The 14,920-nt window shown below is 41.7% G+C and carries 12 protein-coding genes; 4 read left to right on the top strand and 8 right to left on the bottom strand.

Annotation, left to right across the window (positions count from 1 at the left end):
- Window positions 1–32: 32 nt before the first annotated feature.
- From PULV_RS11905 to PULV_RS11890, 4 genes are read right to left on the bottom strand one after another with little or no spacing between them, the layout of a single operon-like run.
- Complete coding sequence (locus tag PULV_RS11905) at window positions 33–1,337, bottom strand: sensor histidine kinase (RefSeq protein WP_193331818.1); 1,305 nt, start codon at window positions 1,335–1,337, stop codon at window positions 33–35.
- Window positions 1,338–1,342: 5 nt separating this feature from the next.
- Window positions 1,343–2,068, bottom strand: a complete 726-nt coding sequence (locus PULV_RS11900; RefSeq protein WP_193331817.1) for a response regulator — start codon at window positions 2,066–2,068, stop codon at window positions 1,343–1,345.
- Between the two features lie 26 nt (window positions 2,069–2,094).
- Window positions 2,095–2,520: a DUF3019 domain-containing protein gene (locus PULV_RS11895; RefSeq protein ID WP_193331816.1), complete on the bottom strand. Its 426-nt coding sequence runs from the start codon at window positions 2,518–2,520 to the stop codon at window positions 2,095–2,097.
- Between the two features lie 10 nt (window positions 2,521–2,530).
- On the bottom strand, window positions 2,531–3,559 hold the full coding sequence (locus PULV_RS11890) for a MipA/OmpV family protein (RefSeq protein ID WP_193331815.1): 1,029 nt from the start codon (window positions 3,557–3,559) through the stop codon (window positions 2,531–2,533).
- Between the two features lie 295 nt (window positions 3,560–3,854).
- On the opposite strand from PULV_RS11890, the gene PULV_RS11885 reads away from it, so the two are divergent.
- The gene (locus PULV_RS11885; protein ID WP_193331814.1) at window positions 3,855–5,321 is read left to right on the top strand and encodes a methyl-accepting chemotaxis protein; all 1,467 of its coding nucleotides are present in this window, start codon (window positions 3,855–3,857) and stop codon (window positions 5,319–5,321) included.
- Window positions 5,305–5,865, top strand: a complete 561-nt coding sequence (locus tag PULV_RS11880; protein WP_193331874.1) for a DUF6436 domain-containing protein — start codon at window positions 5,305–5,307, stop codon at window positions 5,863–5,865. The genes PULV_RS11885 and PULV_RS11880 overlap by 17 nt, the downstream gene beginning before the upstream one ends.
- Here the strand turns inward: PULV_RS11880 and PULV_RS11875 are convergent.
- The 3 genes from PULV_RS11875 to PULV_RS11865 form a co-directional block, all read right to left on the bottom strand.
- A complete protein-coding gene (locus PULV_RS11875) occupies window positions 5,862–7,064 on the bottom strand; it encodes a phospholipase D-like domain-containing protein (RefSeq protein ID WP_193331813.1) in 1,203 nt (400 codons plus the stop codon). The two genes, PULV_RS11880 and PULV_RS11875, sit on opposite strands and share 4 nt — an antisense overlap.
- 135 nt (window positions 7,065–7,199) lie before the next feature.
- Window positions 7,200–7,997, bottom strand: coding sequence for a substrate-binding periplasmic protein (locus tag PULV_RS11870; RefSeq protein WP_193331812.1), 798 nt, complete (start codon window positions 7,995–7,997; stop codon window positions 7,200–7,202).
- Between the two features lie 2 nt (window positions 7,998–7,999).
- Window positions 8,000–9,151 carry a porin gene (locus PULV_RS11865; RefSeq protein WP_193331811.1) on the bottom strand — a complete coding sequence of 384 codons (1,152 nt, stop codon included), beginning with the start codon at window positions 9,149–9,151 and terminating at the stop codon, window positions 8,000–8,002.
- 85 nt (window positions 9,152–9,236) lie between these two features.
- Here PULV_RS11865 and PULV_RS11860 point away from each other — a divergent pair, with 85 nt between their 5' ends.
- Entirely contained in the window at window positions 9,237–11,114 is a 1,878-nt protein-coding gene (locus tag PULV_RS11860; RefSeq protein ID WP_193331810.1) for a methyl-accepting chemotaxis protein, read from the top strand.
- Window positions 11,115–11,238: 124 nt separating this feature from the next.
- Here the strand turns inward: PULV_RS11860 and PULV_RS11855 are convergent, their stop codons facing one another.
- A complete protein-coding gene (locus PULV_RS11855) occupies window positions 11,239–11,640 on the bottom strand; it encodes a BLUF domain-containing protein (RefSeq protein ID WP_193331809.1) in 402 nt (133 codons plus the stop codon).
- A 604-nt stretch (window positions 11,641–12,244) separates the two neighbouring features.
- On the opposite strand from PULV_RS11855, the gene PULV_RS11850 reads away from it, so the two are divergent.
- Window positions 12,245–14,893: a glycoside hydrolase family 16 protein gene (locus PULV_RS11850; protein ID WP_193331808.1), complete on the top strand. Its 2,649-nt coding sequence runs from the start codon at window positions 12,245–12,247 to the stop codon at window positions 14,891–14,893.
- The last annotated feature ends 27 nt before the right edge of the window (window positions 14,894–14,920 follow it).

Genomic DNA, 14,920 nt, shown 5'->3' with positions numbered 1-14,920 from the left:
TTTTCACTTTATTGGCGCGATGGCTGCCATTTTTATAAGCAATACTTCTTATTCGAGTGCTGAAATGTCACTTGAAAAGATGCACCTGCTAATCTAGTGGATTGATTGATACTGAGCGTTGCTTGGTGCCATTCACACACGCGAGATACGATGGCTAATCCCATGCCAAAGCCTTTTGTGGTTTGACGGTGACGCTCGCCGCGAATAAACGGTTTGAAAATGGTACTGAGCTCGACAGGATCGATGCCAGGGCCGTCATCGTCAATAAAAACTGTTATGTGATGATCAGTTTGCTCAATTCGAATCGCCACGTTTGAGTGGCCATACCTGAGTGCATTTTCGATTAAATTATTAAATAAAATTAATAAATAAGCACGATCACCGTAAATAATTGCAGGACTCGTTGCTGAGCTAAATGAAAGCGCGATACCATCACAGGTTTTGTTCTTTAAGCATTCTTCAATGAGCTCATTTAACTGACACGGCGATTTATTGAGTTTGAGCATCGCTTGGTCAAGGCGAGCATAGTTGAGCAATGTCTCGACTAAATTAACCATTTCATCAACATTGTTGCTGATCCGTTGTTCGTAGCGCTTACGCATCACGGGATCGTCTTCTTCTTGTAAGGTATCAATGCCAAAACGAATGCGCGCCAAAGGGGTACGTAAATCGTGGGAGACAGCGCTACTGAGCAATTTGACATCTTGCACTAAGGCTTCGATGCGATCAGCCATGTGATTAAACTCAGTTTCGATATCACGAATATACGAAATACTACTGACTTCGATCCGTTGATCAAGTTTGCCTTGTCCGAATAACGTGGCTGCTCGGCGAATGGCTAATAAGCGTTTACCTAACGGAAAAAGCCAAACAACCATTAATGCCAGTACGGCCAGATAAAATGCGGCCGTTAAACTCAGTTGAACCATGTTGTTTTGTGACGCACTTTGCAATGCCGGTGCGCGAAGAATGAATAAACTGTGTTTTGCCGGCAGGTAATAATAAAACGCTAAATCATGTTCTGTTTCAAGTAACAAGGGTTGACCTTGCTTGAGATGAGTTTTGAGCATTTCAGGTAAGGGAGTGGCATCAAAGGCTGATAAAGACACGGTGTAACCTTGCTCTGATTGCCACTGTTCAATAAAGGCTTCTGGTTGCGGCATGTGATTCAGGGTGAGAGCAATCTGCTGCCCTAATTGTTCAATAATGGCGATAGGTTCAGCATTCGCCTGCTGGGTGTGATCAGTAAACTGTTGATAGACATTATCAAACACCCAACCTAAACCAATTGTTGCGATTAGGACCATGAATAATAACGATATGGTTAAATTACGCATCGTGGTTACCACTGATCTGCGGCAAATAAATACCCTTTGCCCCAAATGGTTTTAATCCGAAATGGCTGCGCAGAGTTATCGTGTAATTTTTTACGAATACGTGAGATGCGTAAATCAATTGAACGATCAAAACCATCGTATTCAAACCCTCTAAAATGGCTGACGAGCGCTTCACGAAGCACGACTTCACCGGCGCGTTGCGCGAGAAACCACAGTACATCAAATTCATTCGAGGACAGCTTGATGCTCTCGTCATTTAAGATCACCGAGCGGTTCAGTTCATTGATGGATAAACTATTAAATTGCAGGATCTGTTCATTACCGCGATTATCTTGGGGAGACGGTGAGACTAGTCGCTCTTGTTGGCGCAATAAGCCTTTGATACGAGCCAGTAAGACTCGGGCACGAACTGGCTTAGTTATGTAATCATCAGCGCCCATTTCGAGACCTAAAATTTCATCTATTTCTTCATCTCGCGCCGTGATCATGATGATCGGATTAATAAAATCAGGCCTGACTGTTTTACATACATCAAAACCATCCATGCCTGGCAGCATGCCATCCAGTAACACGCAATCAGGATTAAGGGTTTTAATCAGTTCAACTGCGTCATCACCGCGATGACATGTGGTGACAGTATATTGGCGAGCAGTCAGGTATTCACTGATCCACTGTGCAAGTTCGATATCATCTTCGACTAACAGTAAATGTGCGCTGTGATTTGAGTCCATACAGGGGCCTTAAAATGGCTTGGCGATTAAAATAATCGCCAAGAAGTTCTGGGTTTGCCTTTCTTTTTATGAACCCAAGCAACCGTTAATTGTGCGGTTGATAGGATCACGGTGCGATCAGGAGTCGACAATTGAAAATCAATTGATTGTTTGGTTTTAATTTCTCCCTTAAATATTCCTGTTTGCCTCGTTTTCCAGCACTGTAGGGGGGCGGCTCGGTTGTTTGCAAAAAGGCAATAATCATCAGCAACTTTGCTCGACCAATTAAGCTCAACAGTGACATAACAATCTTGTCCTTGTTGCATGGCCACACATTGGGCCGGCAATAATGTGAGCTGATCTTGTTGTGCATAAGCACTTTGCATAGTGAGCGTTGTGAAACACAGCCATGCAACAATACTGGCTAATAGCCAAATAAGTGTTGTTCGAGTTTGTTTTAAAATGTGCTTCATGGTGATCACCTTAAAAAACAAAACTTAAAATTAAACCTGCTCGGTAACCGTCTTCGACCACTTCAGGGCGCTCGAGGCTGACACGATTTGAGAGTTCAGTGTAATTAATGAAAGTGCCGAACACCCAATCGGTTGAAAGCGGATACTCAAAGCCAATTTCTGCACTGTGACTCAGTCCTGCACTTTTTGATAAACCGCTGCGCGAGTCGTATTCAAACAAGGTATTCGAGTGCGGCGTGACTTCTCGAGAACGATATTGCATGCCGACATTGGCATAATAACTCCAATTTTTAAACTGTCCGTCATAGCGATACGAAACCGAAGTTTCAACACCGTCACTGCCGATTTCGTTGCGGCTAAAAGGGGAGTAAATAAGCTCTAAATGACTATTGTCAAAATACCCCGTGGCTCTAAAACCGCCTCGTTTGTGCTGGCTTTGCACGTTTAACCCTTCAAGCCCTTCAATGCCTTGGTTATCCCGTTGATAAAAAACATCAAACGACCAAGTGGGTGTATTAATTAAATTAAATCCCCAAGCTGGTAAAGAGTACATGCCGTGCATTCTTCGGGTTGCAAGGCCCGGTGACTCAATAAAAAATCCGAGTAATTGCAACCGATAGTTAAGGTCGATATCAAATTCTGAACTAGGCTCATCGGCTGATAAATAACGAAAGTCATCCCCAAAAGTGCTGATTGCACTTAGGCCAAGATAAAAGCCATCTCTTGGATTTGATTCAATCCGAAAATGCACATCGTCATCGTTGGCTTGTTCTTCATCATCGCGTTTTATTTCAATACTATGTGTATCTTTGTTGTTGCACTTGATAGTGCATTGGGTGTTTTGCTCATTCTCAAAATCAATCAGTATTTGGCGATAATCATCCTGAGTGAGAGAAGGATTTTGTGATGATTGCTCTTTTGCAACAGGTGTCTTCGGATCCACATCGACAGGCTCAGAGGCCAGACTGTAAAAAGAAGGAGTCAGAAAAAATGTGCTTGAAATAAGTGTTGCTAACAATGTTTTTGGTAAATGTCTCATAAATTCCCTGTGAACGTTTTTTATTAAGTTGCCCTTAGTCTATGAAGATGCCAGACAAAAAGACGTATCACATCTTGTGCAAATGTATCACTTTGTATCAGCTGAGGGATTATTACAGCAAATTCGTGCGCTATTCACAATAACGTATTGAAGGAATGAGAAATTAACAGCGTAAATCAGAGCATTCAATTTGGTAGTCTTTGTTCGCTTCACTATAGTTTATGCGAGATGAATTAAAACGCATTTTGAGTAAACAACCCCTAAATCACAAAACTATGACTTTTTGGATGCAAATATGACGACGCAAAGTAAATTATTCATCGTGCTTTTTATTGCGCTATTTTTAGAGTCTGTTGCTATGTCTTTTGTATATGGCACCTACTTAGAAATGATCCTCATCGGGTTGCCTGCCTTACTGGTGCCAATTTATTTAATTAACTCAGCGCCAAATAGTGCATTAACACGACATTCAGCTGCTCTGGGTGCCATGATTTTTGCGTGTTTGCATATTCATCAAATGAACGGTCTTATAGAAGTGCACTTTGAGATTTTCATATTGATGGCTTTTTTAATTATCTTTAGTGATTGGAAAGTATTTATAACAGCAATAACAGTCATTGCTGTTCATCATCTATCATTTTATTTTATGCAAATGAACGATGTAGGCGTGTATATTTTTGATCAAGACCGCTTACAGTTTTCAACGGTGTTGATCCATGCCGTTTATGCCATTGTTGAGTCGATTATTGCGGGATACATTGCAAAAACCATGCGAGATGATAGCTACGTAGGCATTGAATTATCGCTCGTCACCGAGCAACTAACACAAAATAAACAAGCCATTGATTTATCGATTCGTGCCAACGCAAAAAACAACCAAATCCTTGATGGATTTAATGAATTACTGGTATTACTTAATACATTAATCGCGGACACCAAAAACCAAGTCAATGATTTAGTGACAAATACAACCCATTTAGCAAATTTAAAAAAATCCTTATTCTCATCAGCGTCGATTAGAAAGCAAGAAAACGAACACATCGCAATCTCAGTAGAGCAACTACTTGATACGGTTAATATGATTGCAAGCCAAACCAATCAACTGAGTAGCCAAATGGATCAGGCTAATCAGTTAACACAAGGTACTGAGCGCAATATTAAAGAAATTAATAACAAAAATAATATGTTACTAGAGGCGCTAAACAGTACCAGTGGTCAAATCCAAGAGTTAGCAAAAGCCAGTGAGGTGATTACATCAGTATTATCAGAAATCACCGGAATAGCAGAACAAACAAACCTTTTGGCTCTTAATGCCGCTATTGAAGCAGCACGAGCAGGGGAGCAAGGCAGGGGTTTTGCAGTCGTGGCCGATGAAGTACGGGCTTTAGCAAATCGAACTAAAGACAGCACCACCAAAATTGCTAAAACAATATCAGAACTCAACACTTACTCAAAAAGTTCGACAGATGCGATGCAGGATTGTATCGCAATTGTTGATGGGGTGTTGTCAGTGGCAAATGAAGCAAACGAACAAATGAAAGAAGCATCTCATTTAGTGAATTTATCGAGTGATATCGCGACTTCGGTGGCAAGTGCAGTGGATGAGCAATCTTCAACAACATCGAGTATTGCCTCTAGTACAGATAACATGAAACAAGCAAGTCTTGGTGACTTAAATCAAATTGAATTACTTTCTAAGGAGACGGACAAAATAAAAAGCTCGACAGAAACACTCGGACGTAATATTGCCAGTTTCAAATAGTAGCCCAACGAGTCATGTAACAAAACACCATTACGGATTAGTGGTTTTATGGGTTTTGCTGACTTTAAGTGCTGCTACCTATTTTATGAGCAAAAAAGTAGTAGAATTTGATCCTCAGGGAATATTGGCACTGCAATCTCATCAAGGAATTGTGGCTGCAATCTTAGCAGAACAAAATGCGAGAGAGCCTGAGTTTAGTCGAGCACAAAGAGCCACCTTGTTTCATCTTAGCCAAGCTAAATGTCACTGTAATGTCACTAGTCAATCCCACATTGAGACCTTAAATACTCAAGCCCAAGCACTGGGTATGCAGATTATTAATCTTGAAATAACCAACAATTTAAAGTCAGTTATCCCTTCCACACCTGCAACGTTAATCATCAACAATGCAGGGGAATTAGCGTATTTGGGGCCATATGGGCAAGGGTTTGCTTGTACAGAGAAAACCGGTGTCGTGTCAGCAGTACTCAACAATTTACAAAAAGGGTTTAATTCTGCATTGGTGCTTAACCAAGCAAAGGGATGTTATTGCGCTACAAGTTAAAGCATACAAGGCTGAGCGTTGCCTGCTAAGCAAAATGAATAATTAAAATGTGCAGCAAACTCCGCTGCGGTTTGTTGATCATAAATGACAACAATGTTTTCATCATTCTTAAATGCAGCGGCACCACTTAAATTGTGTGAGCCTGTAATGACGGTATTATCCACAACCATATATTTATGGTGCCATTTATCACCATTTGTCATATTTGCGATACGAACGTCAGCAGGTTTTTGCCACACGTTATTGGCCAAACCGGTGAAGCCATCACTTTCGACGAGTCCTTTTGGGCTGCGTTTTTCAATGCCTTTCATATCCATAAACTCAGAATAATAGCGAGAAAAAAACGAGGCATCGCCAAGACCTTTGACTGCTACTCCTTGCTGATGGCGTGCATACATAGCGTTTGCGATGTTTTGGCTACTTATTACAAATTGTGCAAGGTAGATGTGTTTTTGCGCTGTGAGGATCACTTTTTCGATTGAATCTAGGCTAGAGCCACTGTATTGAGAAGGGGATTGCGGGGTAAACTGCACATCAATCTTAATGTTTTCGTGAGTGGTAAACACAGTGGTCAGTGGATGGTCCGGTTTAGCGAGCCCAAATAATGAATTGTTGGACAAACCCGGTCCATCTCCCCACATGAATAAAAACTGTTGCTTAAACTGATCTGCTAGCTGCACAGAATCAATGATCACAATATGATTATCATTTCCTTGACTGATTAACACGCCATCTTTATTGCGATCACCGTGAATACCTGATTGAGTAAAGTTCGTGCTCCCAGTGAGGACGGTTTGCATATCAATAATCATAAATTTATTGTGTTGGATCCCGGAGCCTTTTGAGCCATTTTCTGTGTCGTCAATCCAGGGCACGCCACCTTGATCTAAAATAGACAACACCAGCTTATTATCATGGCCGATATTGTCTTTATCAGTAATTAACCTCACATCAACAGAGCGGTTTTTGGCAGCAACAATGGCATGAGCAATCGCTGTTAGATCCAAATCATAGATGGCAATATACAAGCTTGATTTAGCACTACCGATGAGCTCGATTATTTTGTCTTCAAGATTGGCTTGCTGTGCAGGTGGAGTCACAGCCCGATTAAAAAAAACGCTAATATCATCAGCCCAACACAATGTCGGCAGTAAGGTACACAGCAGTAGTACTGTTGTGCAGTATTTTGAACGAAACATAGTTGCCTTTCTTAGTATTATGAGTGGCTTAATTACTTGCTGCGTACTTTATTGCACAAGAGGCAATAATAATAGTGAAGAATAGAAAATAATATTGATAGTTCGCTATGAAGTGGCAAATCACCAAAAGAATTGTTATTTGTACTGGGACCAGTCTTTATGTTGCAGTACTAAATTGAGTGCTGCATTCATTTTTTTAACGAAATCATCTTTGTAGGAAAATCGACCGGACTCATCTTTAGCATATCCAATATACGCTGCACGGCTAATGACCACCATGTTTTCGCTGATGTGGCTCATATTGATACTGGGGTCGGTATAACGTAATTGATCCATTTCCCAAAGCGTAGAGCGGCGATCATTCACATAACAGTCAATACGGCCGCGCAGTAGTTTTACTAGGTTTGCATGGGTACTTTTATTTTCCCAGACGATGATGCGCTTTTGTGCCGCAGCGCGTTCTAATTCATCGTTGAGAATCAAAAAACCAGCATTAATTCCAACATTGATAGGCGGGTGTTCACGGTCAAAGGACGAGATCACAGCAGTAAATAAATCAACGTTGTTTCGACAAAATGCCACCACGACTTCATTAAAAATAGGAATGGAATAAGGCCAAATATAGGGTCGTTTTTCGGTATGTTTATACGGTGGCAAAATCGCAAACGCCTGTCCATTCTCAATAGAAGCCAATGCTCGTTTCCAAGGCTCTGCCACAATCTCGATTTTATAGTCATCTTTCAAATATTCCGCCGCTGCCCGCACTAATTCAATATACATTCCGTGTAATTCACCATCGTGGTAAAAAGAATAGGGCGGGTAGCTGTCGTCAGTGACAATAGTGACTGGTTGAGGGGCACTGCGACAGGAAAAACTAAAATAAAAGAGACATAGGCAAACACTTAGCAATGATCGTTTGGGCCAAAAAAGCATGGCTAATATGACCACTGTTGCGAATAGTCGTATCTAAATCCGACAGACCATGAATAAAAGTTTTCTTGGGCGTCAAAGTCTTTAGCTAAATATTCGAGATGCAAACGAAGGCTTTCGGTAGGAAGCCATTCAAGCGTGATATTATGGCCATTGTAATCTTGATTATGTTCACCTTCGAACCCACTCGAAAAATCAAAATAACCGAGTTTTATTTTATGATGATGGCCAATCGGGAAGGCTGACGAAATATCGAGTGTATGGCCATTGCGGTCATCATTTTGGTTTAATCGTTGATATTGCTTATCTTGATAACTGAGCGCTAAATACAGACCCGATGAAAATTCATATGCCAAAGAAGCGGCAAAGATTTCATCTTCTCCTAGCTCGGTTTGATTGTCATAAACGTCTTGTTGTTGGTAGGTCAGTGCACTGTGCAAGCCGTTATGATCATAACTGACACCAGCGTTAAATAAATCACTATATGCATCCCCTTGTTGACCATTAAATTGCGCCACAGCCATCCAAGTTAAATTATGTTTTGTGATTTGGTACGTTATTAAGTTATCAACAAAAAATAGACTTTCTGGATCATAAGCAAACGGGCTGCTGCTGTGATTGAAAATATCAACATATTCAGCGATAAAAAGATATTGAGTCGGTCTTTGTTTCCCTATGCCTATACGGCCATATGGACTATCAAGTGCAACATACACTTGGCGTGATTTGCCAAAATTGCCTTGGTTAGCCAAATCAATTCCCCATTCGCCATGTAATATAGCTTGCCAATCAGTATTAAATTGCTTGGTCGCTTTAATTCCAGCATGAGATAAGGCATCGCGGACATCGAATTCAGACTGTCCTTGGCTATCAATGTATCCAAAAGTAGGGCGCACAGTTGCATACGCTCGCACTGTGTGGTCATTTTTTTCATCGGTAACAGATGGGGAGGAGGAGGCAGTGATAGAAGTGGTAGTCTCAAGATTAGTTGCTTGTTTGGAGACTTTTTTTTCAAGTGCGGTTAGTGCAGCCTGTAACGCTGCGATTTGTGATTTTAACACTGCTATATCATCTTGTGCAGACGTGTCATTAGCAAAGGCTAAACACAGCGGGTTTAAGTAAACACAAAAAACAATTAAATATTTAAATTTGCACATGTCTTTAACCATTTAAAATTGCTGACTTTAGCATTGTAGACCACAATATGAGACTCGTGCATGTTATTGACAAAGTTGGATCCATATGAAAATTAGAACAAAACTCTCGGTTGCATCAGGCGTGGTTGTCTTTATTGTTATTATTATTATTTCAGTCAGCAGCTACGTGTTGGTGCGCAATAGCTTAAAAGAAAAAACGACAGCGTATGTCACAGACAATACCTCCTTACTTGCACAAAGTATCAACAATTGGCTTGTGGATAAAAGCAATCAAATTCGCTTACTAAAAAGTCAAATAGAGCAAAATTACTCCTCTGAAGCCGTTCAGCGCGGATTAGAAATTCCGGCTTTTAGCAATGACTTTTTACTGATGTTTGGCACGTTAGACAATGAAACACAGTTGCGTTCGAATGATCCGACACGGCAAAACCCTCAAGGCATCGATTTTAGAACGCGCCCTTGGTATCAAGCAGCAAAAAAACAAAACTCCCTCTTAATCACCGCGCCTTATGTTGATGCGGCAACCAAAGAATTACTCTTATCAGTCGTGGCACCGATTAACGCTAATGGTTTTAAAGGGGTGATTGGCGGGGATTTAAGCCTCAAAGATATTGCCCAAAGTGTCAATACCATTAATTTTGATAATACCGGATTTGCGTTTTTAGTGGATGAGGACGGGTTAATCGTCAGCCATCCAAATGCCAGTTTAAACAGCAAAAAGATTCAAGACATTTATGGACAATCGCTGACGGGTCAATCACAGTACCGAGAAATTGACTTAGACAGTCAGCAACATATTTTGTATTACAAAAAGCTTGATACCGCGTCAGGGACAAATTGGTACCTAGCGGTGTTACTTAACAAAAGCCAAGTTTATGCTTCATTAACCAATATGACCTGGAACACTTTGTTTATCGCAATCTTCTGCATTGGATTAAGCATTTTGGTACTCAGAAAACTAGTTAAACAGCTTCTTAAACCGTTAAGTGAGCTACTGACAGCCATGACAGAAATAGCCGCTGGTGGTGGTGATCTCACAAAACGGTTAGTGATCCAAAATAGAGATGAATGTGGTGCTGTGGCCGATGCGTTCAATCAATTTCTGGTGACATTGCAATTACTGGTCAAAGAAGTAAAAGGTATTGGCGAACAAGTCGTTCATTTGAGCACAAGTGGTCAGCAGTTATCGAAGAAATCAAGCACACAATTGGTCTCTCAAACCTCATTAATCGAAAGTCTCGCAACAGCAATGAATCAGATGAGTGCCACATCAAGTGAAATCGCATCCAGTGCTCAAGGAGCGGCAAGCTTAATTACATCGGTGAATAACCGCAGCGAAATCAGTCAGCAAACATTTGCAGATACGACAGAACAAATCGCGCAATTGTCAGATGTTATTGAGCAATCTCAGCAAATGAGTAATCAGTTGGCCGAATACAGCAGTAACATTGAAAATATATTGTCAGTGATCAATGGCATTGCTGAACAAACTAATTTATTGGCACTCAATGCTGCCATTGAAGCTGCCCGTGCCGGAGAGCAAGGACGTGGTTTTGCAGTGGTGGCCGACGAAGTTCGCACATTGGCCTCGCGGACCCAACAATCAACCACTGAAATTAAATCAATGATAGAGCAGATCCAAAAATCATCGGCTGATGTGCAAAGTTCAATGACCCTCAGTCGCAGCAAAGCAGGGCATTGTGTCGAGCAAACTCAGCAAGCTCAAGAAGCGTTAAGTGATATATCAATAGCGGTAAAAGACATCATGGACCGGAATATTCAAATCGCAGCAGCGATTGAAGAACAAAGTGTCGTGATTGAAGAAATAAATAAAAATACAACGCATATCAATGATATAACGATTGAAGTAGGGGACTTTTCAACTCAACAATATACCACAAGTGAGCAGCTAGTCAGTGAAGTAAGCGAACAAGAAAGAATGTTAGCAAAATTCATCGTATAACAGACAAAATCGATATAAAGGGAGCTGTACTTATAAGACAGATCAACGGGTGCAGTTTCCTTTTTCACAAAGTTTGATTCACTCATCTAAAGCTATTAATTAAAGCTATTAATTAAAGATCGGGTTAAATCGCATCTTCAAAGTGATGACTAAATGCAATCAATAGCCGTTGGCTGAGCGATGAAGGATGTGTCAAAGGAAATTCGATACATTCGGGCCGATCAGGACTATCAGAAATGTCGACCAATCCCATACTCCAATTCGCAAAATTTCGCTCTGTAATTGGGGTGTGAATTAAGGCTTTGACCTGTTGATGGCGCGGATCGGATTTAATTTTTTTAAACAGCGCTTCGATAACGGCTTGTTCACCTGCTAGCACTTGCATAAATTGTTGATTATCGTATAGCAACATACCAGTGATCTGGTTTGGGTTATTGTGGTCTTGGCATTGCTTTTGAAGTGCTGTCAGTTGCTCCGATAAAAAGGGCTCAGAAGCATAGCTGGTATAAATAAATTCAATAAGCATAAAAAACACACGGTATTATTATCTTTGACAAGCATAGTAATGAATCTGAAATCTGGGTAATAAATCTATCTGTGGTGGTTAGTTCAACAATCACAGCCTCAAATTGTCGTGGTATAGAACAACGGTTGACGCGAAGATGTGCTTTTTTTCATCAAAATCTCCAACAAGGGAGTTCCGAAACTTTTATATTCGTGACATCAATAAACTGGGCAACCTCTTAACGAGAGAGCCGTATATTTAGTTGTCGACTTACTCATGCAAAATGAGAAGTACTTAAAATGTTTGATATTAGCCCCAACTCGCTACCTTAGATTAACTCCTATCGTTTGGAACGTTACATCAATAAATAGCAGTATCCTTGAAATAATTAACTATAATCGAGACAAACAATAAAACCATATTAAACAAGTGGTTATATTTTGCTTTGTGTATTTTTTGTTAAATGGTTTGATATTTACCGCAGGCTAGATTAGATTTATGAAAGCGCTTACATTGTTCGCGTGTGTTTTTTAACTAAAATTGAAAGCGCTTACAATCACTAAACAAAAGAACACCTGTTCTCATAACTATAATTCACTTAATTGTCTGTATCGGGGCTGAAGTAATGAACAAACCAGCAATACATTTAACACAAGTTGCAGCACTCTTATCCACAGCCATGCTGTCTGGATGTGGTGGCAGCGCAAAAACCAGCACAGATCTCACCAAAGTTGACCCAGCACAGCCTGTCAGCAGTTGGCAAATGGTTTGGAATGACGAGTTTGAAACATCAAACATCGACACTAAAAAATGGAGCCACGAAATCAACTGTGATGGTGGCGGTAATAACGAAGCCCAATGTTATACAGACAATGACGAAAACTCATTTATTGCTGATGGCATATTAAATATTGTCGCCAAACCTGCTGAAGACGGTTCGGCAAAACCGTATACCTCGGCCCGTTTAAATAGCCGATACAAAGCAGACTTTAAATATGGTCGTTTTGAGATCAGCGCTAAACTGCCATCAGGGCAAGGCAGCTGGCCAGCTTTTTGGATGATGCCTACTGATGAAGTGTACGGAGGATGGCCACGTTCTGGCGAAATCGATATTGTGGAAGCGGTAAATTTAAAAGCAGCCACAGCTGAAGGCGGCACAGAAAGCAATGTGCACGGCACCTTACACTATGGACGGGAATGGCCAAATAACGCCAGTTCAGGAAAATCATATCAGTTACCAGACTCTATCAATCCTGCAGATGACTTCCACACTTATGCAATCGAGTGGCAAGAAGGCGAAATCCGTTGGTATGTCGATAACTACCTGTATGCCACGCAACGAAAATCAACAGTGCGTTACAACAGCAAAGACGAAGCGGTTGGCTTAGCTCATAAAGGCTGGTTTACAGAGTATTTCGATCAAACGTCAGGTGAACTTAAAACCTATTGGACAGACGCCCCTTACGATCAAAAATTCTACATGATTTTAAACTTTGCCGTGGGTGGCAACTGGCCAGAAAATGTCAATGAGCTGGGTATCGATGCCAGCGCGTTTGAAAACGGCCAAACTTTTGCAATTGATTATGTGCGTGTGTATGAATGCAGTATCGACGTCAACACAGGCAAAGGTTGTGAGACTGTACGAGCAGGTTACGATAAATTAGACGATGCACTGGTAGAAGGGGCTGCACCAGTGCCGGCGCCACCATCAACAGGCATTGCGCAAAACCTTACTATTTTTGATGGTGCAGTTAATCCAAATTGGCCTGCTTGGGATTGTTGCGGCGGCTCAACACCGAGCGTGGTCAACGATGCCGAAAAAGGCGATGTCATGCGCTTTACGGTGGGTGAACAACCGACTGTGAATGGATTTATTAGCCGGGGCGAGTTCATTACCGATCCAGAAGGAAAAGCGTCACCCTTTGACGCCTCTCCAATTATTGATAATGGCAGTATTAGCTTTGCTGTAAAAGTGGTCTCTGCACCAAGCAACCCAGACTCTACTTGGTTAATGAAAGTTGAAAGCATCGGTGGCGCGACGGCTATCGAAATTCCACTTTCAACCAGTACAGAAGCCAGCACACCGATCACAGGCCAATGGCAGACTTACACATTCCCATTACAAGCTCTTGCTGATTTGGGCTTAGATATCAGCTCAATTGATGTGATTATGATTTTTCCAGCCTGGGGCACAGGCAGCGGAGCTGAATATCTTGTTGATGATGTTCAAATCAGTCAGCCAGTGAGCAGCCCTAAACTCGTTTTATTTGAAAATGAAGTGAACCCAGATTGGCCGCTATGGGATTGTTGTGGCGGTTCAACTCCGACCGAAGAAATGGATGATGCAGAGCATGGCTTAGTGGCAGAGTTTGTCATTGGTGCACAACCGACAGTAATGGGCTTTATCACACGCTCAGCCAATGGTGGCGCAGATAAACCGTTTGATGCCAGTGCGATTATCGACAATGGCGTTTTGCAATTTGATCTCAAAGTCGTCAATGCACCAAGCAACCCAGATTCAACTTGGCTCATTAAACTCGAATCAGATAATGGCGCTACAGCAGTAGAATGGCCCATTACCAATAGCGTTGAAGGTGTGACACCGGTGAGCGGCCAATGGCAAACCCATAGCTTTAAAGTGTCTGAATTAGCAGCGGCAGGGTTAGATATTAGCGCCATTGACGTGATTATGATATTCCCAGCGTGGGGGACAGGTGAAGGCGCAGTGTACCGTGTTGATAACGCGAAAATCCTCGACCCAGATGCAAAAGCCACTAGCGGCCTGACATTATTTAAAGACAAAGTCGCTAACCAATGGAACATTTGGGATTGTTGTGGAGGCTCAACGCCGACCGAAGAGCAAGACGATGACGCCCATGGCATGGTCGCCGAGTACAAAATTGGAGCACAACCAACCGTAATGGGCTTTTTTGCACAAGATGGGGTTTATCACGATGCATCGGCTGATCTTGCAACAGGTGTGGTGCGTTTTGAAATGAAAGTGGTCGATGCACCGAGCAATCCAGATGCAGTGTGGACATTTAAAATTGAATCGGGTGATGCATCGACCGCCGTTGAATTACCGCTCGCTGCAAGCAGTGAAGGTGAGGCAGTCAAAAATGGTGTATGGCAAACCTACACATTTACACTGCAAAGCTTATATGACGCAGGCCTTGATATTAGCGCAATTGATGTCGTGATGGTTTTTCCATCATGGGGCGCAGGGGAAGGGGCGGTGTATCGCATCGATAACGCAATTATTGCGACGCCTTAATCGTACAGTCAGACATTCAATAGCAGA

Source organism: Pseudoalteromonas ulvae UL12 (assembly GCF_014925405.1).
Lineage (GTDB): Bacteria > Pseudomonadota > Gammaproteobacteria > Enterobacterales > Alteromonadaceae > Pseudoalteromonas > Pseudoalteromonas ulvae.
Note: the sequence above shows the minus strand (reverse complement) of the source record. Positions and strands in the feature narration are given on the sequence as shown.

What these genes read in the sequence shown, in the direction of transcription:
- PULV_RS11905 (WP_193331818.1), bottom strand. Translation starts at nt 1,337, where the DNA reads ATGCGTAATTTAACCATATCGTTATTATTCATGGTCCTAATCGCAACA.
- PULV_RS11900 (WP_193331817.1), bottom strand. Translation starts at nt 2,068, where the DNA reads ATGGACTCAAATCACAGCGCACATTTACTGTTAGTCGAAGATGATATC.
- PULV_RS11895 (WP_193331816.1), bottom strand. Translation starts at nt 2,520, where the DNA reads ATGAAGCACATTTTAAAACAAACTCGAACAACACTTATTTGGCTATTA.
- PULV_RS11890 (WP_193331815.1), bottom strand. Translation starts at nt 3,559, where the DNA reads ATGAGACATTTACCAAAAACATTGTTAGCAACACTTATTTCAAGCACA.
- PULV_RS11885 (WP_193331814.1), top strand. Translation starts at nt 3,855, where the DNA reads ATGACGACGCAAAGTAAATTATTCATCGTGCTTTTTATTGCGCTATTT.
- PULV_RS11875 (WP_193331813.1), bottom strand. Translation starts at nt 7,064, where the DNA reads ATGTTTCGTTCAAAATACTGCACAACAGTACTACTGCTGTGTACCTTA.
- PULV_RS11870 (WP_193331812.1), bottom strand. Translation starts at nt 7,997, where the DNA reads ATGCTTTTTTGGCCCAAACGATCATTGCTAAGTGTTTGCCTATGTCTC.
- PULV_RS11865 (WP_193331811.1), bottom strand. Translation starts at nt 9,151, where the DNA reads ATGTGCAAATTTAAATATTTAATTGTTTTTTGTGTTTACTTAAACCCG.
- PULV_RS11860 (WP_193331810.1), top strand. Translation starts at nt 9,237, where the DNA reads ATGAAAATTAGAACAAAACTCTCGGTTGCATCAGGCGTGGTTGTCTTT.
- PULV_RS11855 (WP_193331809.1), bottom strand. Translation starts at nt 11,640, where the DNA reads ATGCTTATTGAATTTATTTATACCAGCTATGCTTCTGAGCCCTTTTTA.
- PULV_RS11850 (WP_193331808.1), top strand. Translation starts at nt 12,245, where the DNA reads ATGAACAAACCAGCAATACATTTAACACAAGTTGCAGCACTCTTATCC.